Raw genomic sequence first — 22,380 nt, forward strand, 5'->3', positions numbered from 1 at the left:
TCAAGTCTATGATTGCTGTACTGCAGCATGGGTTCAACAGGAATCCAAGCAGCTCCGGCAGTTCGCCGTTCACTGGAAGGGAAATATCATGGCATATCGAGATGGATTCTTTGCGACGATCGCGCTTGCGCTCAGTTCGGTCGCCTTGGCCAGCATCGTGTATACGGACGAGTATTCGCACGCGGCGCAAGCCGAGGCGAACGGCTACCGTGCCCTGGCCCTCCAGGTGAGCAGCGACAGCAGCCTGGCTTGTGTCGACGAGTTCGAGTCGACCGCCGGCGTGCCCGCCGCCAAGCAGACGGCGGTGCGCTAATGAGCGAACCGCTGGCGCAGCCAGTCGAGCAGTGGCCGTTGGCCGCCGACCTGAAGATTCGCAACCTGTCGGTCAACGGCGCGCAGACGGCACTGCCGGCGCGGCTGTACTCGCACGGCGAGACCGCCAAGCGCGACTCGCTGATCGTCTTCTTCCACGCCGGCGGCTTCGTCGGCGGCGATCTGGAAGACGCCGACATGTTCCTGCGCCATCTGGTGAGCTGCAACGCAGACCAGTTAGTGCTGGCCTCCAGCTACACGCTGGCTGGGGTCAGCCCGTTTCCCGCCGCAGTCGAGGACGCCCATGCCGTCCTGCTGTGGGCCAAGAAGTACAAGAGCAAGCTCGGGTGGAGCGGCAAGCAGTTGATCGTCGCCGGCATCGAGGCCGGCGCCAATCTGGCGGCCGTGTGCACGCTGATGGCGCGCGACCGGGGCGGCCCGGCGCTGGCCGGCCAGATCCTGATCATGCCGATGCTCGATCCCGGCCTGACCAGTTGCTCGATGCGCGAGCTGCCATCGGCGCGCGAGATGGTCGAGGTGGCCGACGCCTGCGCCGCCGGCTATCGCGGCTACCTGCCGAACGCGGCCGACCGGACCCATCCGTACGCCTCGCCGCTGCAGTCGAGTCGATTGAAGAACCTGCCGCCGGCGCTGATCCTGTCGGCGGAGGACGACCCCTTGCGGGACGAAGCAGAACAATATGGCAGTAAGTTGATCGCCTGTGGCGTCAAGACCACCGTCAGCCGGCTGCCGCCCGCCCCCCTGCAGGAACCGGGGGCACGCAACGAATGCGCCTGCAAAGTCATCGCGCTCGGAGAAATCGCCGGCTTCATGGCTAGCCTGGATAGGCCGGAGTCGCCGGCCTGACAGGGTTTCCCACCCCTTCAGCAGTAATCCGCAGTAAGCCGCAGTAACGAGTAGAACGACGCCACCAGCCCTGGTGGCGCCGCAGGACCGTGCTTTCTCGAAATTTTCGCCGAGTGGGCCGGGCTCGCCATCTTTATTAAATATTTTCATACAAAAAGGAATCAACATGAAAAACATTAAACAATTGACCGTCGCGGCAAGGCCTTTGGCCGCCGCCATGGCGCTGGCGGGACTGGCCGCATTCGGCCTTTCGGGTTGCGACACGGCCACCGGCAAAACGGCGGAAGCGCCGGCCGCCGGCGGTCCGCCGATCTCCGCCGCCGTGGTGGTGGAAAAGCAGATCACCGAAACGCAGGAGTTCTCCGGCCGCATCGAAGCCGTTGAACGGGTCGAGATCCGTTCGCGCGTCAGCGGCTTCATCACCGCCGTCAACTTCAAGCCGGGCAGCGAAGTCAAAAAGGGCGACGTGTTGTTCGTCATCGATCCGCGTCCCTACCAGGCCGAGATGAACCGCGCCGAGGCGGCCGCCTCCTCGGCCCGCGCCAAGGCCGACCTGGCCAAGCTGGAGCTGTCGCGCGCCGAGAAGCTGTTGGCCGACAAAGCCATCGCCCAGCGCGAGTACGACGAGAAGGCCTCCGGCCTGAAGGAGCTCGACGCCAACGCCCGCGCCGCCTCGGCCCAGTTCGAAGCGGCCAAGCTGAACCTGAACTACACCCAGGTGCAGTCGCCCATCAACGGCCGCGTCAGCAAGGCCGAGATCACCGTCGGCAACCTGATCGACGGCGCCGCCATCCTCACCTCGGTGGTCTCGACCGACCGCATCTACGCCAGCTTCGAGGGCGACGAGGACACCTTCCTGCGCGTCGGCGCCCAGTCGCACAAGGGCGAGGCGGTGATCGTCAAGGTTGGCCTGGCCAACGAGAGCGGCTACCCGCACGAGGGCAAGCTCGACTTCGTCGACAACCAGCTCGACCCGCAGACCGGCAGCGTGCGCATGCGCGCCACCTTCGCCAACGTCGACAACGCGCTGGTGCCGGGCCTGTTCGCCCGCGTCCAACTGGGCGCCGGCAACGGCGGCAAGGAGGTCACCAGCGCGCTGATGATCAACGAGCGCGCCGTCGGCACCGACCAGAACCGCAAGTTCGTCTTCGTCGTCGGCGCCGACGGCAAGGCCGAGTACCGTCCGGTCAAACTGGGCCAGACCATCGAGGGCATGCGCGTGGTGCGCGAGGGCCTGAAGGCCGGCGAGAAGATCGTCGTCAACGGCCTGCAGCGGGTGCGCCCCGGCGCCCCCGTCACGGCGCAAACCGTGGCCATGGATTTCGATCCGGCCGCCCCCGCCACCACGCCGGATAGCAAGCCCGCCGCCAAAACCGAGGCGAAAGACGCCAAGGTCGCGGCCAAGGCGGCGACGACCACCAAGGAATAAACACCATGAACTTTTCCCGCTTCTTTGTCGACAAGCCGATTTTCGCGGCTGTACTGTCGATCATCATTTTCGTGGCCGGCCTGCTTGCGATCTTCAAGCTGCCGATCTCGGAGTACCCGGACGTGGTGCCGCCCTCGGTGGTGGTGCGCGCCCAGTACCCGGGCGCCAACCCGAAGATCATCGCCGAAACCGTGGCCGCGCCACTGGAAGAGCAGATCAACGGCGTTGAGAACATGCTCTACATGGACTCGCAAAGCACCTCGGACGGCTCGCTGATGCTGACCGTGACCTTCAAGATCGGCACCAACGTCGAGCAGGCTGAAACGCAGGTGCAAAACCGCGTCCAGCGCGCCCTGCCACGGCTGCCGGAAGAGGTGCGGCAGATCGGTGTGACCACCGTGAAGTCCTCGCCCAACCTGACCATGGTGGTCCACCTGGTCTCGCCGGACGGCCGTTACGACGACCTGTACCTGCGCAACTACGCGATCCTGAACGTCAAGGACCAGCTGGCGCGCATCCCCGGCATGGGCGAAACCAATCTGTTCGGCTCGGGCGACTACGCCATGCGGATCTGGCTCGACCCACAGAAGGTCGCCGCGCGCAATATGACGGCGGCCGACGTGGTCGGCGCCATCCGCGAGCAGAACGTGCAGGTCGCCGCCGGTGTGATCGGCGCGGCGCCCAACAAAAACAGCGAGTTCCAGCTGACCGTCAACACCCAGGGCCGTTTGCAATCGGTCGAGGAGTTTGGCGAGATCATCGTGCGCACCAACGCGGACGGCGCCCTGACGCGCCTGAAGGACGTGGCACGGGTCGAGCTGGGCTCGAACTCTTACGCCCTTCGCTCACTGCTGAACAACAAATCGGCGGTGGCGATCGGCATCTTTGAAGCACCCAACGCCAACGCCCTGCAGCTGTCGGCCGACGTGCGCGCCAAAATGGCGGAGTTGAAAAAGGACTTCCCGCAAGGCGTCGACTACGACGTGGTGTACGACCCGACCCAGTTCGTGCGCGAATCGATCAAGGCCGTCATCCATACCCTGCTCGAGGCGGTGGCCCTGGTGGTGCTGGTGGTGATCATCTTCCTGCAAACCTGGCGCGCCTCGATCATCCCGCTGCTGGCGGTGCCGGTGTCGATCATCGGTACGTTTGCCGTGATGCTCGGCTTCGGCTTCTCGATCAACACACTGTCGCTGTTCGGGCTGGTGCTGGCGATCGGTATCGTGGTCGATGACGCCATCGTGGTGGTGGAGAACGTCGAGCGCAACATCGCCAACGGCCTGACGCCGCGCGACGCCACGCTGCAGGCGATGAAAGAGGTGAGCGGTCCCATCGTCGCCATCGCCCTGGTGCTGTGCGCCGTGTTCGTGCCGATCGCCTTCGTTTCCGGCCTGTCCGGCCAGTTCTACAAGCAGTTCGCCCTGACCATCGCGATTTCGACGGTGATCTCGGCCTTCAGCTCGCTGACCCTGGCGCCGGCCCTGGCCGCCGCGCTGCTGAAACCGCACGACGCGCCGAAGGACGCGCTGACCCGCCTGATGGACAAGCTGTTCGGCCGCTTCTTCAACTGGTTCAACCGCTTCTTCAACCGCGCCTCGAGCAACTACGAGAGCGGCGTCAAGGGCGTGTTGCGCCGCAAAGGCGCCTCGGTCGGCGTGTACATCTTGTTGGCCGCCGCCGCCGCCTTCATGTTCAAGGCCGTGCCGCCGGGCTTCGTGCCGGCGCAGGACAAGCAGTACCTGGTCGGCTTCGCCCAGCTGCCGGACGCCGCCTCGCTCGACCGCACCGACAGCGTGATCCGCCGCATGTCCGACATCGCCATGAAGATCCCCGGCGTGGAATCGTCGGTGGCCTTCCCCGGCCTGTCGATCAACGGCTTCACCAACGCGCCCAACGCCGGTATCGTCTTCATCACCCTGAAGCCCTTCGGCGAGCGCACCAAGGCCAGCGAGAGCGGCGACGCCATCGCCGCCGAGGTGAACAAGCAGATGGGCGCCGTGCAGGACGCCTTCATCATGGTCTTCCCGCCGCCGCCGGTCAACGGCCTGGGCACCACGGGCGGCTTCAAGATGATGATCGAGGACCGTGGCAACCTGGGCTACGACGAGTTGTACAAGGCGGTGCAGGCGGTGCAGATGAAGGCCTGGCAGAATCCGAAACTGGCCGGCGTGTTCTCCAGCTACCAGATCAACGTGCCGCAGCTGTTCGCCGACGTCGACCGCGCCAAGGCCAAGCAATTGGGCGTGCCGCTGCAGACCATCTATCAAACGCTGCAGATCAACCTGGGTTCGCTGTACGTGAACGACTTCAACCAGTTTGGCCGCACCTACCAGGTGCGCGTCCAGGCCGACGCCAAGTTCCGCTCGCACGCCGAGGACATCGCCCAGCTCAAGGTGCGCAGCGACAAGGGCGAGATGATCCCGCTGTCGTCGCTGATGCGCGTCAAGGACAGCTACGGCCCGGACCGCGTGCAGCGCTACAACGCCTACGTCTCGGCCGAGATGAACGGCGCGCCGGCTCCCGGCGTGTCGTCCGGCGAGGCGCAGGCCGAGCTGGCCAAGATCGCCGCCGAGGTGCTGCCGAAGGGCGTCACCTACGAGTGGACCGAGCTGGTGTACCAGGACATCCTGTCCGGTAACACGATGATCTACGTGTTCCCGCTGTGCGTGCTGCTGGTGTTCCTGGTGCTGGCCGCGCAATACGAGAGCTGGACCCTGCCGCTGGCGGTGATCCTGATCGTGCCGATGTCCATCCTGTGCGCCCTGATCGGCGTCAAGCTGACCCACGGCGACAACAACGTCTTCACCCAGATCGCGCTGTTCGTGCTGGTCGGGTTGGCGTCGAAGAACGCGATTCTGATCGTCGAATTCGCCCGCGAGCTGGAAGACCACGGCCGCACCACGGTGCAAGCCGCGCTGGAAGCCTGCCGCCTGCGTCTGCGGCCGATCCTGATGACCTCGATCGCCTTCATCATGGGTGTGGTGCCGCTGGTGTTCTCGCACGGCGCCGGTTCCGAGATGCGCCACGCGATGGGTGTGGCGGTGTTCGCCGGCATGCTGGGCGTGACCTTCTTCGGCCTGTTCCTGACGCCGGTGTTCTACGTGCTGCTGCGCACCCTGGCCAAGCGCCTGGAGAAAAAATCCGTCGCGGCCGATGCGGTCGCGGTGAAACTGGAAGGGACTCATTAATATGAAACGTATGACATTACCGCAAGGCCTGGCGCCGGCCCTGTCGGCGCTGACGGCGGCGCTGCTGCTGAGCGCCTGCGCCGCGCCGGAGTTCAAGCAGCCGCAGATGGACGTGCCGGCCGCCTACAAGGAAAACCAGGCGCCGGCCACGCCGCTGGTGCAAACCGCCGCCGACGGCAGCAAGTGGAAGCAGGCCAAGGCGGCCGAAGCCCAGCCGCGCGGCGAGTGGTGGCTGGCCTTCAACGACCCGGCCCTGAACGGGCTGATCGGCGAGGCCACCAAGGCCAACGCCAACCTGGCCGTGGCGGCCGCCCGCGTCAAGCAGGCCCGCGCCATCGCCGGCGTGGCCGAGGCCGACCGCGTTCCGCAGATCGGCGTCGGCGTCGGCGCCCAGCGCAGCCGAGCCTCGGCGCAGTCGCTCGGCCTGGCGCAGGGCAGCGCGGTGGCCCCGGCCACCAGCTACTCGGCCAACCTGACGGCCAGCTACGAGGTCGACCTGTTCGGCCGCGTCAGCTCCAACGTCAGCGCCGCCCGCAGCGACGCCGCCTCGGTCGAGGCGACCTACCGCTCGGTGCTGCTGGCGGTGCAGGCCGACGTGGCGCAGACCTACTTCCGTCTGCGCGCCACCGACGCCGAGCTGGAGACGCTGAACCGCACCGTCGAGCTGCGCCAGGAGAACGTCAAGGTCAACCAGCGCCGCTTCGACCTGGGCGACATCGGCGAGTTCGACCTGGCGCGCGCCAAGACCGAGCTGGCCACCAGCCGCGCCGAGGCGATCGGCCTGCAACGCCAGCGCGTCACCACCGAGCACGCGCTGGCGGTCCTGCTGGGCAAACCGGCGGCCGCCTTCACGGCCGGCGCCAGCCCGCTGCTGGACACGGCGCTGCTGCCGACCATCCCGCAGGGCATGCCGTCGACATTGCTGGAGCGCCGGCCGGACATCGCCGCCGCCCAGCGCACCATGGAGGCGGCCAACGCCCGCATCGGCCTGGCCCGCGCCGCCATGTTCCCTGCGCTGACCCTGAACGCCAACGGCGGCGGCGTGTCGGACACCTTCTCGGACGTGTTCAAGTGGAGTAGCCGCTCCTGGCTGCTGGGCGCGCTGATGTCGATGCCGCTGATCGACGGCGGCCGCAACAAGGCCAACGTCACGCGCAGCGAGGCGGCGTTGGAGGAGTCGGTCGGCAGCTATCGCCAAAGCGTGCTGACGGCCTTCGCCGAGGTCGAGGACAACCTGGCCGGCCTGCGCATTTTGGCCGGCCAGACGGCGCAGATCGACGACGCCGTGGTGTCGGCGCGCCGCTCGGCCGACCTGGCGCAGAAGCTGTACACGGCCGGCCGCTCCAGCTATCTGGACCTGCTGGACGCGCAGCGCAACCTGGCCAGCGTCGAGCGCAGCGCGGTGCAACTGCGCGGCAACCGCGCCGTCACCACGGTGGCGCTGATCCGCTCGCTGGGCGGCGGCTGGGATAGCGCGGCGCAGTAAGTCTAGTTGGTGGTAAACGAAAAACGGCGGACGCGCGAGCGTCCGCCGTTTTTCATTTCCGCGCCGGCGTGCGAAAGCCGGGGGGCGCTGCGTCTGTCGCCAAGTTAAGCCCGTGGCGGCGCCCAACGCCGCCACAGGCAAAGAGCCGGGGCGGGCGAGGCGGCCGCGTAACATAAAAAAGGTTGCCAACTATGAACTTTATGGCACACTATGAAGCATTCCATTCCAATAAAAACGCACTTTGCCGGAGATGAGACATGGCCGATCCCGATAGCCGACGCGACCACGTCGGCTTGTTCCTCAACCTGGCCGGCGAGCGCCGCACGGCGTTCCAGTCCGAATGCGGTGAGATGTTCGGCCGTTTGCTGCTGGCCGACACCATCGACACGGCCGTGGCCAGCCTCGGCCGGCAGAAGGTCGACCTGATGGTGGTCGACCTGGGCGGCTTCGAGGGGGCGGTCGAGCTGGCCGCCGTGGGCGCGCTGATCCGTGGCCGCAACGGCGCGCCGACGCTGGTGCTGTGCCCCTACGTGAGCAGCTGCTGGCTGCCCGAGCTGATGGCCTGCGGCCCGCTGCACTACCGCATCACGCCCATCCTGGCCGCCGAGACGCAGCAGGCGGTGCGCCAGGCGCTGGCCGCGCCGCTGGACGCGGCCGCCGCGGCCCAGCAGGTGTTGCTCGACAAGGAGAAGGAGCTGCGCGACCTGCTGACCATCCAGCGCAGCCTGCAGCGCGCGCTGGGCAGCATCGACGAGATCGGCATCATGGCCTCGCAGGTCTGCCTGGCGCTGTGCAGCTTCCCCGGCGTGCGCCACACGGCGCTGCTGCACATGAAGGAGCGCGGCGACCTGCAGCTGATGGCGCAGGAGTCGCGCAACCACCTCGACATCGGCCGCCTGATGGGCCGGCGCGACCGCCTGCTGCAGTCGCCGCTGCACGAGATCTTCCCGCCGCTGCTGGCCGTGGCGACGGGCGAGATGGTGCTGCTGGACGCGCCGGAGAAGGCCGGCGACCCGGAGCTGGCGCTGAGCCTGCACGACCGCGACGTGCAGATGGTCTTGGCGTTGCCGCTGCGCAACGAGCCGGGCGGCCCGGTGCAGGGCGCCATCAGCTTCATGTTCGACCGCCACCTGCAGTTCTCGCGCGAGCAGTTCGCCTGCTTCGCCAGCCTGGCGCAGTTCGTCAGCTTCGCGCTGGGGATGAGCGAGCTGAAGCACCAGAACGACGCGCTGGCCGGCAAGCTGACGCAGATGAGCACGGTCGACGCGCTGACCGGCGCGGCCAACCGGCGCAAGGGCGAGGAGATCCTCGACAACGAGATCCGCCGCGCCCGCCGCTACGGCCTGGAGCTGGCGGCGATCTCCTTCGACATCGACAACTTCCGCTCCGTCAACGACCTGTACGGCTATCCCATCGGCGATCAGGCGCTGCGCGTGGTGGCCGGCACCGTCTCGGCCCGGCTGCGCACCTCCGACACGCTGGCGCGCATGCGCGGCGAGGAGTTCATGATCGTCGCCACCCACACCGGCGCGGTCGACGCGCTCAAGCTGGCCGAGAAGCTGCGCGCCACCATCGCCGACACCGAGCTGCCCGGCTGCGACACCGTCACCATCAGCCTGGCGGTGGCGCAGGTGGCGCCGGACGAGGGCGTCAGCGCCGTGCTCGAGCGGCTCGACGCCGCGCTGCACCGCGCCAAGCGCTCCGGCCGCAACTGCGTCGAGCTGGCGATGCCGTAGGCGGCCGGATCGGCGGCGCGGCGCCGCCATGTCTAGACCAGTTCGCTCCGATGGCGTACGCTGGCGGTTTTCAGCGTCATGGATTCGACATGCTTCAATGGTTAAGGCATTACCGGCGCGCCCAGTTGCCGGGCGACATCAGCGCCGGCCTGGTGGTGGCAATGATGATGATCCCGCAGGGCATGGCCTACGCCATCGTCGCCGGCCTGCCGCCGGTGGCCGGCATCTACGCCAGCATCCTGCCGCCGCTGGTGTACGCCCTGTTCGGCAGCAGCATGACGCAGTCGGTCGGCCCGATGGCCATCGTCTCCTTGATGACGGCGGCGGTGATCGGCCCGCTGGCGGCGGCCGGCTCCGGCCTGTACACCGTGCTGGCGGCCCAGCTGGCGCTGGTGGCCGGCGCCGTGCTGCTGCTGTGCGGCGCGCTGCGCATGGGCTTCCTGGCCAACTTCTTCTCGCGCCCGGTGATGGGCGGCTTCACCTTCGGCTCGGCCGTCGTCATCGCCCTCGGCCAGCTGCACGCGCTGCTGGGCGCCGACGCGCTGCATGATTTGTCGAAGCTGCAAGTCCACGCCCCCAGCGCGCTGCTGGGCGGCGCCTCGCTGCTGGCGCTGCTGCTGGCCAAGCGCTACATGGCGGCGCTGCTGCGCCGCTGCGGCCTGCCGACGGCGGCCGCCGAGATCGGCGCGCGGCTGGCGCCGATGCTGGTGGTGCTGACCGCCACGGCGCTGATGGCCTGGTCGGATTTGCCGGCGCGCGGCGTGCGCCTGACCGGCGCGGTGCCGGCCGGCCTGCCGGGGCTGAACCTGGCGATCTCGGCGGCGCACTGGAGGCCGCTGTTGCAGCCGGGCCTGCTGATCGGCTTCATCGTCTTTTTGATGAGCATGTCGGCGGCGCAGACGCTGGCGCTCAAGCGCAACGAGAAGCTGCTCAGCAACCACGAGCTGGTCGGCCTGGGCGCGGCCAACGTCGCCAGCGCGCTGAGCGGCGGCTTCCCCGTCACCGGCAGCATCTCGCGCTCGGCCGTCAACTTCGCCGCCGGCGCCAACACGCCGCTGGCCAGCGTGTTCACCTCGCTGCTGCTGGCCGGCGCGCTGGTGGCGCCGACCGGCTGGCTGGCGCTGCTGCCGCTGCCGACGCTGGCCGCCACCATCATCGTCGCCGTGCTCGGCATGCTGGAGTTCGACACCCTGCGCCTGGCCTGGCGCTACGACCGTGGCGACGCCGCCGCCTGGCTGGCCAGCGGCGTCGGCGTGCTGGCGCTGGGCGTCGAGGCCGGCGTGGTGATCGGCGTGGCGCTGTCGATGGGCACCCTGATCTGGCGCGCCAGCCGGCCGCACATCGCGGTGCTGGGGCGCATCGCCGGCAGCGAGCATTTCCGCAACATCGAGCGCTATCCGGCCGAGACGCAGCCGGGCTTGCTGATGCTGCGGGTCGACGCCAACCTGTTCTTCGGCAACGCCGAGGCGGTCAGCGAGCGGGTCGAGGAGGAGCTGCGCGGCCACCCCGGCACGCGCCACCTGGTGCTGGTGATGTCGGCGGTCAGCTCGATCGACACCACGGCGCTGTTCGCGCTGGGCGAGCTGAACGAGAATTTGAAGCGGCGCGGCATCGGCGTCCATCTGGCCGAGGTGAAGGGGCCGGTGCTGGACCGGCTGCGCCACAGCGAGTTGTTGGCGCGCTTGAACGGACGCTTGTTCCTCAGCACGGCGATGGCTTGCGACGAGTTGCAGCGTTTTCTTGTGGTGGAGTGATACCCCGTTCCGGCGCTTAGCGATACACTTCGCGCCGATTGCCAAGGCTTAGGACGGTGATCAGAATTTTCTTGTCCTGAATCTCGCAGATAAGGCGCCAGTCGCCGACCCGATATCTCCAGAATTCCCCCAACTCGCCGCCGTGGAGGGCTTCACCGATGGCGCGCGGATCGTCGAGAACGGCCACCCGTTCGCGCAGGAAGGTAAGTATGCGTTGCGCGACCGGGCGATCCAGTTTTCCGAGCTGTTTCTCTGCGCTGGCCGAGAAGCTAATCCGCCAGACCAAGGCGCGCCTCGACATCGTCTAACGTGGCGGTGTGCTCTTCTTCGCTACGAATACGTCGGACGATTTGCTCCGCCAAATACAGGTCTTCCAGATCGTCCAGATGCTTCAAGATAGCTTCTCGGGCATGAAATGTCTTGCTGCGCCCGGTGCGCTTGGCAAGCTTGTCGAGCCGGGCCTCGATCTCTTCCGGTAGGCGAATCGCCAGCATGGTGTGCTCCTCAGATGCGGGGAATAGGTAAATCCCTGCGTGATTTACAAGTATAGCCCAGCGCCGCCAGGCCGATGCCGAGCAGGGCCAGCGCGCCCGGTTCGGGGATCTCTTGTTGCAGCACGAGGAAGCCGCGTATCTCGCCGGCCGGGAACAGGCTGGTGTGGATGTTGAAGTAGGCGCTGCGGTCGGCCAGGCCGGCCAGCAGGGCGTCGCGGGCGTTGCCGACGCCGCCCAGGGCGGTGACGAAGGCCGGGTTGTAGGCGGACGGGTTGCCGAGGTTGAAATTGGCGGCGTAGCTGCCCACGGTGACGCCGGCGGGGAAGCCGGGGAAGCTGGGCACCGGCGTGGCGACGCCGGCGTTGCCGGCCTGCGGGGCCGCCGTGCAGCAGTGGATGTGGGCGGCGCCGGTCTGCCCCAGCAGGCCGGAGAAGCTCACTTCAAGGTGCATGGTGTCGGCCTGGTCGTCGATCACCAGCAGCACGTTGCCGCCGCCCGGCGAGGCGTTGGCCGGCACCTCGTTGGCGCCGGACAGCACGGCGCTGTAGGTCAGCAGGTTGGCGTTGGCCGGGCCGGCGCAGAGCAGGGCGGCAAAGGCCAGGGAGGCGGTGGCGCCGAGCGGCCGGCCCCGGCGGCACGGCCGGCGCCGGAGGGTAGGGCAGGCGAGCGGCGCGGCGGCGCTCGGCGCGGCAGCGGGGCGCGCGGACCGGGCCGGGCGGAGCAGCAGCCCGGCCGGCTTGGCCGGGTTGAGCACGCTGAGCAGGTTGAACAGGCTGGCGGGGCGGGCGGTGCGGTCCATGGCGGTCTCCTGGTTGGCTGGCTGAGTTCGGTGAAAGCGAAAAGCGCGCCAGCGCCGCCGCGCCCGGGCGGCGGACGGCCCGGGCCGGGGTTTGTCAAGCGCGCCGACAGCGCTGTCGCCGGATGATCCTCCCGGGCAACAATTAATTGGACTTGCCCGGCAATAGAACCTATGATTTGGGCAAGAACATGGATCATCCGGCAACCCCACCTGAATCGGCCCACCATATTGAACCCGCCCGCTAGCCGTTCCGGCCGCATCTCCATCGCGCTGTTCGTCAGCGTCGCGCTGACCGCCGTGGTGACGGTGGTGTTGACCACCTTCGCCCTGTATTTCTACGAGCTGGAGAAGGCGCAGCGCTGGCAGCAGCTGCACAGGACGCTGTCGACCAGCGCCGACGAGCTGGCCGTGGCGGTGGCGCTGCCGGCCTGGAACTTCGACGAGACGCAGATCGTCACCATCATGAAGAGCGGCCTGAGCAACCGCGACCTGCACGCCAGCGTGGTGCAGCCGAGCTCGAGCAAGCATCCCTACATCCTGGTCCGCAACGCCGCCGGCCAGCTCGACGCCGCCGAGCAGCTGCCGGCCGGCGCCGAGCTGCTGGTGGAGAAGCGGCCGATCAACGCCGGCGGCCAGACCATCGGCAGCATCAGCGTCTACGCCTCGCCGGAGGTGCTGCTCGAGCAGCTGCGCCAGCGCCTGTACGCCATCGGCGGCATGATCCTGGTGCTCGACGTGACGCTGGTGCTCAGCCTGTACCTGTTGCTGTGGCAGTTGATCCTCAAGCCGCTGACCACCATCGGCCGCTACGCCGCCAACGTCAAGGCCGGCCTGAACCCGGGCGCGGCGCCGCCGCGCGACTGGTTCTTCGGCGAGCTGCGCACGCTCAACAGCTCGATCCGCGAGATGGTCGCCCTGCTCGACAGCCGCTACGTCGCCATGCACGCCAGCGAGGAGCGGCTGCAGATCGCCAGCAGCGCGGCGGCGATCGGCATCTGGGACTGGAACATCCTCACCGGCGAGGTGGTGTGGGACGAGCAGATGTACCGCCTGTACGGCCAGGAGGGCCAGCGCGTCGACAAGCCCTTCGAGCTGTTCGTCCGCATGGTCCACCCGGACGACGCCATCCCGGCCCGCGCCATGCTCGACCAGGCGCTGGCCGGCGACGGCGAGTTCGACATCGAATGCCGCATCATCTGGGACGACGCCAGCGTCCACTTCATCAAGGCCGACGCGATGACCTTCCGCGACGGCGAGGGGCGGCCGGTGCGCATGGTCGGCGTCAACTACGACATCACCGCGCACAAGGTGGCCGAGCAGGAGCTGCGGCGCCACCGCATCCACCTCGAGGAGCTGGTGGCCGAGCGCACCGCCGCGCTGTCGGTGGCGGTGCTGCAGGCGCAGGCGGCCAACCAGGCCAAGAGCATCTTCCTGGCCAACATGAGCCACGAGCTGCGCACCCCGCTCAACTCGGTGATCGGCTTCTCGCGCCTGATGGCCGACTCGAAGAACATGCTGCCCGACGAGAAGCGCAACCTGGCCATCATCCACCGTTCCGGCCACCACCTGCTGACCTTGATCAACGACATCCTCGAGCTGTCCAAGGTCGAGGCCGGGCGCGCCGTGCTGCAGACCGAGGTGGTCAACCTGGCCGAGATGATGCAGGAGGTGATGGACATGGTCAGCATGCGCGCCGGCCAGGGCGGCGTCGAGCTGGTGCTCGACTGCGCCGGCATGCCGGCCGGCGCCCGCGTCGACGGCACCAAGCTGCGCCAGGTGCTGCTCAACCTGATGTCGAACGCGGTCAAGTTCACCGAGCGCGGCAGCGTCACCCTGCGGGTGCGCGGCGCCCAGCGCGGCGGCCACTGCGAGCTGTCCTGCGCGGTGCTCGACACCGGCCCCGGCATCGCCGCCGAGGACCAGCAGCGCATCTTCGAGCCCTTCATCCAGGCCGGCAGCGGCGGCGCGCGCGAGGGCACCGGGCTGGGCCTGACCATCTCGCGCGAGTTCGTCGCGCTGATGGGCGGCCAGCTGACGGTGCAGTCGACGCCGGGCCACGGCGCCTGCTTCCAGTTCGCCATTCCGGTCGAGGTGGCCAGCAGCCTGCCGCTCGAGCCGGGCCTCGAGGTGGCGGCGCTGGCGGCCGAGCAGCGCGGCCGGCGCATCCTGATCGTCGACGACAACGAGGACGGCTGCGCCCTGTTGCGCAGCCTGCTCGGCCCGCTCGGCTTCGAGCTGCGCAGCGCCGGCGACGGCCTGCGGGCGCTGGCCGAGGTCGACCAGTGGGGCCCCGAGCTGGTGTTCATGGACTGGCGCATGCCCGAGCTCGACGGCCTGGAGGCGACCCGGCGCATCCGCGCCAACGGCGCCGTCGTGCAGCCGCGCATCGTCATGCTGACCGCCTCGGCCTACGCCGAGGAGCGCGCGGAGGCGCTGCAGGCCGGCGCCGACGAGTTCATGCGCAAGCCGGTCGAGCAGGAGGCGCTGTACCTGCTGCTCGAGCAGCAGCTCGGCCTGCACTTCCTGCGCCGGCCCAGCCACGGCGCCGGGCTGCCCGGCGGGCCGCTGTCGCGCGCCGACCTGGCCGCGCTGCCGGCGGCGCTGCGCGCCAGCCTGCGCGGCGCCGTGCGCGAGCTCAACCTGGCGCGCGTGGCGGCGCTGCTCGAGCCCTTGCCGGCCGAGCAGGCCGTGCTGGTCGGCCGCATCGAGCACATGCTGCGGCTGCACCAGTACCCGCAGCTGTGCGCGCTGCTGGAGGAGGCCGGGCCGCTGGCCCTGAGCGCCTGAGCGCCTGAGCGCCTGATGGTCTGGGCTGCCGGGCGGCCGTCCGGCTGCGCCCGGCCGGGGCGGTATATGATGGCGGGTGGAACACCCTGTTTGGATCGATTTTAGGCAGAAAGAGCGCTACATGCATCGGGATTTGTCGGAACAACACACCAAGGGCGAAGTGCTGATCGTCGAGGACACGCCGGCCTCGCTCAAGCTGCTGAGCGACCTGCTGACCGAGGCCGGCTACTACGTGCGGCAGGCGCCCAACGGCGAGCTGGCGCTGTGGACGGCGCAGTCGCGCCCGCCCGAGCTGATCCTGCTCGACATCCGCATGCCCGGCATCGACGGCTTCGAGGTGTGCCGCCGGCTCAAGCAGTCCGAGTCGGCCGAGCTGCGCCAGGTGCCGGTGATCTTCCTGTCGGCCCAGCACGACACCGACGACAAGGTGCGCGGCTTCGCGCTGGGCGCCGTCGACTTCATCCCCAAGCCCTTCCAGAGCGAGGAGATCCTGGCCCGCACCGACGCCCACGTGCGCCTGGGCCGGGCGCAGAAGGCGTTGGCGGCCGAGCGCGGCCTGCTCGAGCAGCGCGTCGCCGAGCGCACCGCCGAGCTGGCCGAGCTGGCCGCCTCGCTCGAGCAGGAGGTCGGGCGGCGCCGCGCCAACGAGGAGTTCCTGCGCCTGGCCGGCCAAGTGTTCGAGGCGACCCAGGACGCCATCGTCATCACCGACACGGCCGGCGTCATCGCCGCCAGCAACCCGGCCTTCACCCGCATCTCCGGCTACAGCGCGGCCGAGGTGGTGGGGCAGAGCGTGCGCCTGCTGCACGCCGGCGAGCAGAACGCGCCCGCCCTGCAACTGCTGCTGCAGGCGCTGCAGACGACGGCGCACTGGTCGGGCGAGATCCTGGCGCGGCGCAAGAGCGGCGACACCTACCCCGGCCTGCTCAGCGTCTCCTGCGTCAAGGACGGCGCCGGCGCCGTGGTCAACTACGTCGCCGTGTTCATGGACATCACCGAACGCAAGGCCGAGCAGCACCTGATCGACTTCCTCTCCAACCACGACGCCCTGACCGGCCTGCCCAACCGCCTGTTGGCGCGCCAGCGCTTCGAGAACACCATGGCGGCGGCGCGCCGCGAGGGCCAGTGCGTGGCGGTGATGTGCCTCGACCTGGACCGCTTCAAGAGCATCAACGACTCCTTCGGCCCGCAGGTCGGCGACCAGGCGCTGCAGGTGGTGGCGCGCTTCCTCAGCCAGGCGGTGGGCGAGGGCGACACCGTCACCCGCCAGGGCGGCGACGAGTTCCAGATCATCCTGCAGGACGACGTCGCGCTGGGCCGCACGCTGGCGCTGGCGCAGCGCGTGCTGGCCGGGCTGCGGCGCGAGCTGGCCATCGGCGGCCAGCAGATCTCGCTGACCTCGAGCATCGGCATCGCCGTCAGCCCGAGCGACGGGGTCGACCTCGACGAGCTGGTGCGCAACGCCGACACGGCGCTGTTCCGCGCCAAGGAGACCGGGCGCGACCACTACGCCTTCTTCACCGAGCGGATGGACGCCGAGATCCGCGACAAGCTGGCGATCCAGGCGCAGCTGCGCGGCGCCATCGCGCGCGACGAGTTCGAGGTGCACTACCAGCCGCAGATGTGCCTGCGCACCGGCGAGCTGCTGGGCGCCGAGGCGCTGCTGCGCTGGGACAACCCGGTACTGGGCAAGGTGCCGCCCAACCGCTTCATCCCGCTGGCCGAGGAGTACGGCATGGTCACCGCCATCGGCGAGTGGGTGCTCGAGAGCGTCTGCGCACAGATCAAGCTGTGGCACGACGAGGGCCTGGGCGACATCAAGGTGGCCGTCAACCTGTCGGCCGGCCAGTTCGGCCACGACAACACGGTGGCCTTCGTCGAGGCCACCCTGCGCCGCTTCGGCGTCGCGCCGGCCAACCTGGGCCTGGAGATCACCGAGGGCACGGTGATGGGCGACCCGGACAAGGCGGTCGCCGCGCTCAAGTGCCTGAAGGACATCGGCGTCTCGATCTCGCTCGACGACTTCGGCACCGGCTATTCCAGCCTGGGCTACCTGAAGCGCTTCCCGATCGACGTGCTGAAGATCGACAAGTCCTTCGTCGACGACGTCACCACCAACGCCAACGACGCCGCCATCGCGCTGTCGGTGATCTCGCTGGCGCACAACCTGAACCTGCGCGTCATCGCCGAGGGCGTCGAGACGCGGGCCCAGGTCGACTTCCTGGCCGAGCGCGGCTGCGACGAGATGCAAGGCTACTACTTCAGCCGTCCGCTCGCCGCGCCGGCCTTCACCGCGCTGCTGCGCCAACCGCGCAAGCTGTTCGACCAGTAGGCGGCGCGCCCGACCGGGCCGCCGCCGTCTTCGTTCGTTGTCACCCACAGGAGAACCATGGATAAGAAGTTAGCCGCCGCCCTCGCCGGCGCATGCATATTGTTGGCCGCCGCCGCCCCGGCGCAAGCGGCCGCCGCCCAGGGCGCCGGCCGGGCCGACGCCCGCTTCAAGGCGATCTACACGCAGGAGTGGCAATGGCGGCTGGGCCAGCACCTGGAGGACGAGGAGGACGACGACAACGGCGTGCGGCCCGACCTGCCACGGGTCGACCCGGCCACCCAGCGGGCCCGCCTGGCCTACTGGCAGGGCGTGTTGAAGCGCCTCGACGGCATCGCCCCGGCCAGCCTGTCGGCCGCCGAGCGGGTCAACTACGCGGTCTACCGCGCGCAGATCGCCGTGTTCGTCGCCGACCAGCGCTTCCGCGAGTTCGAGAAGCCGCTCAACGCCGACTCGGCCTTCTGGTCGAACCTGGCCGACGGCGCGCGCAAGCACTTCAGCAAGGCCGCCGAGTACCGCGACTACCTCAAGCAGTTGGCCGACGTGCCGCGCTACTTCGGCGAGGAGACGGCCAACATGCGCGCCGGCCTGCGGCGCGGCTTCACGCCGCCGAAGGTCACGCTGAGCGGGCGCGACGCCTCGATCAGCTCGGTGACCGAGGCCAAGACGGCGCAGGACACGGTGTTCTACACGCCGTTCAAGCAGATGCCGGCGACCATCCCGGCGGCCGAGCAGGCGGCGCTGCGCGCCGCCGCCGCCAAGGTGATCGGCGAGGCCGTGCAGCCGGCCTATGGCGCGCTGCTGCGCTTCATGCGCGAGGAGTATGTGCCGCGGGCGCAGGAGGCGCTGGCCGCCGAGAGCCTGCCCGACGGCAAGGCCTACTACCAGGCCAAGATCGTCGAGTACACCACCACGGCGCTGAGCGCGGTGCAGATCCACCAGATCGGCCTCGACGAGATGGCCAAGATCCGCGCCGAGATGGGCGAGACCATCCGCCAGACCGGCTTCGCCGGCGAGCTGCCGGCCTTCCTGCAGTTCCTGCGCACCGACCCGCGCTTCTACGCGCGCACGCCGGAGGAGCTGATGATGCGCGCCGCCCACATCGCCAAGAAGTTCGACGCCAAGGCCGAGCAGTACTTCGGCTACCTGCCACGGCGCCGCTTCGCCATCACCCCGGTGCCGGCCGACCTGGCGCCGTTCTACACCTCGGGCCGGGGCGGGCCGGGCGTCTACCTGGTCAACACCTACAACCTGCCGGCGCGCGCGCTGTACAGCCTGCCGGCGCTGACGCTGCACGAGTCGGCCCCCGGCCACGCCTTCCAGATGCCGGTGGCGATGGAGCAGAAGGGCCGGCCGCCGTTCCGCCGCGCCTACATCTCGGCCTACGGCGAGGGCTGGGCGCTGTACGCGGAGCGGCTGGGCAGCGAGATGGGCATCTACGAGACGCCGTACGAGACCTTCGGCATGCTCAGCTACCAGGCCTGGCGCGCCGCGCGCCTGGTGGTCGACACCGGCATCCACGCCAAGGGCTGGACGCGGGCCCAGGCGCAGGCCTATTTGCACGACAACACGGCGCTGTCCGAGCACGAGATCGAGACCGAGGTGGACCGCTACATCTCCTGGCCGGGCCAGGCGCTGTCCTACTACCTGGGCGAGATGGCCATCTTCAAAGCGCGCCGCAAGGCCGAGGCGGCGCTGGGCGCCAAGTTCGACATCCGCCACTTCCACGACACCGTGCTGCAACTCGGTTCGGTGCCGCTGCCGGTGCTGGAGGCGCGCATCGACGCCTTCATCGCCGAGGGCGGCAAGAGCCCGTATCCGAAGCAGGACTGAGCGCGGCCGCTCAGCGCGGGTATTTAACATGTGTGTGACAATTCGCGTATTTCTTCCTATGAATAAATAGCTAGAATCCGCTGCCGCCGCCTAGCCGGCGGCAGCGTCTCCTATCTTATTCGAAGGGCATTTTCTTGAAAAAATCATTCCTGTTGGCGGGCGCACTGAGCGCCGCGCTGGCCAGCTACCCCGCCGTCGCCGCCGCCCCAGTCACGGCCGCCGCCGCCGCACCGTCGCCGCAGGCGCAATCCGAGTTCATCGACGCCATGAGCGCGGCCGCGCTCGAGCTGAAGGGCGAATTCCGCGCCGACGAAGACCTGGCCAAGGCGGCCGAGCGCTACCGGCGCTTCGAGTTTACGCCGGACACCAGGAAGAAGCTGATGGCCGTGTTCGGTAGCGAGCATCCCTTCGAGATGGTCAGTACACCGTTGTCGAAAGGCGGCACGCGCTTTGTCCTGACGCTGCCGGCCCACAACTACGTCTCGCCGGGCGGCACCAACGTCAACTGGAGCGCGCTGACCCTCGCCGTGCTGAGCGACAAGGGCGACAAGCGGCGCAGCATCAGCGGCGACTGGTCGTCGCTGATCGCTGTCGGCCAGGACATGACGGTGGCGGTGCGCGACGTCAGCTACGAAGGCAAGCAGAGCCGTGGACCCGGCGAGATTTGGTACGGCAAGCAGCACATGCGCGTTGGCGGCGTTATGCTCGACGGCGACGGCGCCATCTCGGCCAACGCCACGGTGGCCAGCCCCGGCCAATCCGGCGCGGCGCGCGGGAGCACCACCGGCCCGGTCTGGCTGAAGGGCGTGGAGTTCGACTTCGACCTGGCGCAACGCGGCAAGGCCAGCAACCTGGCCTACCGCATCGGCATCGATTCGATCAGCGTCGCCGAGCAGCAGGTCGAGCGATCCAACCTCGCCCTACGCGTGCTGAACATGGACACGGCGACCTTGGCTGCGTTCAACCGCGAGTTGCAGGAATTGAACCGTAGCAAGCAGCCGGCCGCCGAGCAGCAACTGGCCATGCTGGAGGTGATGAAGCGCTTCGGCAAGTCGCTGATCAAGCAGGGCGCGGCGCTGGAGATCGACGACCTGAGCGCCAGCTACAAGGGCAGCAAGGTGGCCCTCAAGGGCAGCTTCGCTTTCAAGCAGGTGGTCGACGCCGACTTCGACGCGCCGATCCGCCTGCTGAAAAAGCTGGTGGCGCGCGCCGAGATCCGCCTGCCCCTGGCCTTGGTCAAGGACGTCTCCGGCCAGCTCGCGCGCAGGCAACTGGCGCCGCGCAGCGCCGAGCCGAGCTTCGAGAACGAGGTGGCGGACGCCGCCGAGAGCATGGCTAACGTGGTCATCGGCAAGCTGGTCGGCGACGGCTACGCCCGCATCGAGAAAAACGAGCTGCGTTCGAGCATCGTCTTCAAGGACGGCAAACTGGTGGTCAACGGCAAGACCATCACGCTGCCGCTGCTCGACGCGCTGATGAGCGGACCGATCACGCCGCCGGCCGAAGTGCCGGGCAAATGCCACTGGCCGGAGTTCCCCGTCAACGCGGCGGCGAAGAACCTGACGCTGCAGTACGACATCGGCGCCGACGGCCGCGCCGGCAAGATCACCGTGGTGCAGGGCAGCGAGGTGGCCGAGTTCGACGCGGCGGCCATTGCCGCCGTCAAGGCCTGCCGCTGGACGCCGGCCAGCAAGGACGGCAAGCCGGTCGGCTCGCCGATGACGCACAACTTCCGCCGCAGCTATCCGGCGCTGCCGCCGGGCGTGTCGGTCGAGCGCGCCAAGTAATAAACCGGCGCGGCGGGCGGCCACGGCCGCCCGCCATTTCCCTCCAAGTGACAAGGCGCGCGCGGCAGTTGCCGCTATGCCGTCGGCGGGACGTTTTTTGACCAAAGGATCGCTTTGAACAAGATATTTTTGCTGGCCGGCGCCTTGCTGGCCGGCCATCCGGCGTTCGCCGCAGAACCGCCACCTGCGCCGGCCGTGGAGGCGGCGCCGCCCGCGCCGCAGCGCACGCGCTTCGACCATGGCGAGTTGCTCGCCACCGCCATCGGCGCCGCCCACGACCTGGGCGCCTTGTTGGGGCCGGAAGACACGCTGGCCAAGGCGCTGGCGAACTACCGGCAGTTCGAGCACAGCCCCGCTACCCGGCGCAATCTGCAGTCGGTGTTCGGCGACCAGCGGCCCTTCGAGTTCAGCGGCGTGGCCGCCGGCAAGGGCGCCACCCGCTACCGCCTCGGTTTCCCCGGACGCGGCTATCTATCGCCGAGCGGCAGCAATTACAGCTGGTCGGCCTTCAAGCTGGACCTGTTGCGCAACAAGGCCGAGACCAGGCAGCGCGGCAGCGCCGAGTGGAAGCTGGTGTCGGTGTTGAACGAGGGAAGTTCCCTGCTCGGCGCCAACATGTTCTACGACAGCAAGCAAACCCGCGCGCCCGGCGGGCTCTGGTACGGCAGCGAACGCTATCGCATCGGCACGCTGATGTTCGGCGGCCTGGACGCGCCGGCCACGCCGGCCGCAACGGCCGCAACGGCCGATTCCGCCCGCAGCGCCGAGGGCGGCCCGGCCGGCGCCGCCAGCGACGTGGACAAGGGCCGTAGCGGCACCATCCAGGGCCTGGAACTGCGTTCGGACATGCGCCAGCGCGGCGCGGTCACAGAGCTGCGCTACCAGCTGGCGGCACAGTCCATCGTGGTCAAACCGGGGCCGCTGCCGGTGCAGGATGTGAGTCTGAAGCTGCGCATTCTCAACGTCAACACGGCGGCGCTGAGCGATTTCCGTCGTGGCCTGCATGCGGTGGTGTTCGGCCGGGTGTCCGCCGACGAGCGGGGCGGCCTCATGCAGCCCCTGTGGGAGCGCCTGCTCAAGACCACGCTGACCCAGGGCGTGGTGATGATCGTCGACGAGCTGAGCGCGCGCTACAACGGCAACGAGGCGGCGCTGAAGGCGCGCCTGAGCTTCGACCAGCTGCGCGAGGACGACGTGGCGACGCCCGGCGTGCTGTTGCAGAAAATGGTCGCCGACATCGACCTGCGCGTGCCCGTCGAGCTGGCGAAGGATCTGGCCTACGTCATGGCGCGCCCGCATTTCGGCGCCGACATGGACGAGACCAAGCTGCGCGCCAGCAGCGACGCGGTGGCCGCCAAGCTCATCGGCAAGCTGGTCGGCGGCGGGTTCGCCCGCGTCGAGCGCAACGAGCTGCGCATGACGATCCAGTTCAAGGGCGGCAAGCTGAGCGCCGACGGCAAGCCCCTGTCGCTGGCCGTTTTCGCCGGTGGTTGATTGGCGGCGGCGCAACACCGTTGCCCCCGCGCACGATTAAAACCCGCCGTTCGGCGTGCCAAAGGCTAGAATGCGCTTGCAGTTT

15 protein-coding genes are annotated in these 22,380 nt (G+C 68.7%); 12 read left to right on the top strand and 3 right to left on the bottom strand.

Translation table 11 applies throughout. From position 1 onward, the window contains the following. Nucleotides 1-88: 88 nt before the first annotated feature. The 7 genes from BM252_RS21805 (at nucleotide 89) to BM252_RS21835 (ending at nucleotide 10,772) form a co-directional block, all read left to right on the top strand. Entirely contained in the window at nucleotides 89-313 is a 225-nt protein-coding gene (locus tag BM252_RS21805) for a hypothetical protein (RefSeq protein WP_093389780.1), read from the top strand. Continuing rightward, nucleotides 313-1,179, top strand: coding sequence for an alpha/beta hydrolase (locus BM252_RS21810; protein WP_093389781.1), 867 nt, complete (start codon nucleotides 313-315; stop codon nucleotides 1,177-1,179). The genes BM252_RS21805 and BM252_RS21810 overlap by 1 nt, the downstream gene beginning before the upstream one ends. Nucleotides 1,180-1,345: 166 nt before the next feature. After that, entirely contained in the window at nucleotides 1,346-2,608 is a 1,263-nt protein-coding gene (locus BM252_RS21815; RefSeq protein WP_093389782.1) for an efflux RND transporter periplasmic adaptor subunit, read from the top strand. A gap of 5 nt (nucleotides 2,609-2,613) precedes the next feature. Next, entirely contained in the window at nucleotides 2,614-5,796 is a 3,183-nt protein-coding gene (locus BM252_RS21820) for an efflux RND transporter permease subunit (protein WP_093389783.1), read from the top strand. Between the two features lies 1 nt (nucleotide 5,797). Beyond that, nucleotides 5,798-7,282 carry an efflux transporter outer membrane subunit gene (locus BM252_RS21825; RefSeq protein WP_093389784.1) on the top strand — a complete coding sequence of 495 codons (1,485 nt, stop codon included), beginning with the start codon at nucleotides 5,798-5,800 and terminating at the stop codon, nucleotides 7,280-7,282. A 257-nt stretch (nucleotides 7,283-7,539) separates the two neighbouring features. Continuing rightward, nucleotides 7,540-9,018, top strand: a complete 1,479-nt coding sequence (locus tag BM252_RS21830) for a GGDEF domain-containing protein (protein ID WP_093389785.1) — start codon at nucleotides 7,540-7,542, stop codon at nucleotides 9,016-9,018. Between the two features lie 89 nt (nucleotides 9,019-9,107). Continuing rightward, the gene (locus tag BM252_RS21835; RefSeq protein WP_093389786.1) at nucleotides 9,108-10,772 is read left to right on the top strand and encodes a SulP family inorganic anion transporter; all 1,665 of its coding nucleotides are present in this window, start codon (nucleotides 9,108-9,110) and stop codon (nucleotides 10,770-10,772) included. 16 nt (nucleotides 10,773-10,788) lie between these two features. On the opposite strand, the gene BM252_RS21840 is transcribed toward BM252_RS21835, so the two are convergent. The 3 genes from BM252_RS21840 to BM252_RS21850 are packed head-to-tail and all read right to left on the bottom strand — an operon-like array spanning nucleotide 10,789 to nucleotide 12,065. Continuing rightward, complete coding sequence (locus BM252_RS21840; RefSeq protein WP_093389787.1) at nucleotides 10,789-11,058, bottom strand: type II toxin-antitoxin system RelE family toxin; 270 nt, start codon at nucleotides 11,056-11,058, stop codon at nucleotides 10,789-10,791. Then, entirely contained in the window at nucleotides 11,042-11,266 is a 225-nt protein-coding gene (relB, locus tag BM252_RS21845) for a type II toxin-antitoxin system RelB family antitoxin (protein WP_093389788.1), read from the bottom strand. The genes BM252_RS21840 and relB overlap by 17 nt, the downstream gene beginning before the upstream one ends. A gap of 10 nt (nucleotides 11,267-11,276) precedes the next feature. Then, a complete protein-coding gene (locus BM252_RS21850; protein ID WP_093389789.1) occupies nucleotides 11,277-12,065 on the bottom strand; it encodes a CHRD domain-containing protein in 789 nt (262 codons plus the stop codon). A gap of 228 nt (nucleotides 12,066-12,293) precedes the next feature. On the opposite strand from BM252_RS21850, the gene BM252_RS21855 reads away from it, so the two are divergent. From BM252_RS21855 to BM252_RS21875, 5 genes are all read left to right on the top strand, one after another. Beyond that, entirely contained in the window at nucleotides 12,294-14,852 is a 2,559-nt protein-coding gene (locus BM252_RS21855; protein WP_245774380.1) for an ATP-binding protein, read from the top strand. A 121-nt stretch (nucleotides 14,853-14,973) separates the two neighbouring features. Then, a complete protein-coding gene (locus tag BM252_RS21860) occupies nucleotides 14,974-17,184 on the top strand; it encodes a two-component system response regulator (RefSeq protein WP_093389791.1) in 2,211 nt (736 codons plus the stop codon). 57 nt (nucleotides 17,185-17,241) lie between these two features. Then, a complete protein-coding gene (locus BM252_RS21865; RefSeq protein ID WP_093389792.1) occupies nucleotides 17,242-19,014 on the top strand; it encodes a DUF885 domain-containing protein in 1,773 nt (590 codons plus the stop codon). Nucleotides 19,015-19,148: 134 nt separating this feature from the next. Next, nucleotides 19,149-20,801 (top strand): DUF945 family protein, encoded by a 1,653-nt coding sequence (locus BM252_RS21870; protein WP_139236665.1) that lies wholly within the window; start codon nucleotides 19,149-19,151, stop codon nucleotides 20,799-20,801. 114 nt (nucleotides 20,802-20,915) lie between these two features. Continuing rightward, a complete protein-coding gene (locus tag BM252_RS21875) occupies nucleotides 20,916-22,295 on the top strand; it encodes a DUF945 family protein (RefSeq protein ID WP_174900624.1) in 1,380 nt (459 codons plus the stop codon). Nucleotides 22,296-22,380: the final 85 nt, after the last annotated feature.

It is taken from the genome of Rugamonas rubra, assembly GCF_900114705.1.
Classification (GTDB): domain Bacteria; phylum Pseudomonadota; class Gammaproteobacteria; order Burkholderiales; family Burkholderiaceae_D; genus Rugamonas; species Rugamonas rubra.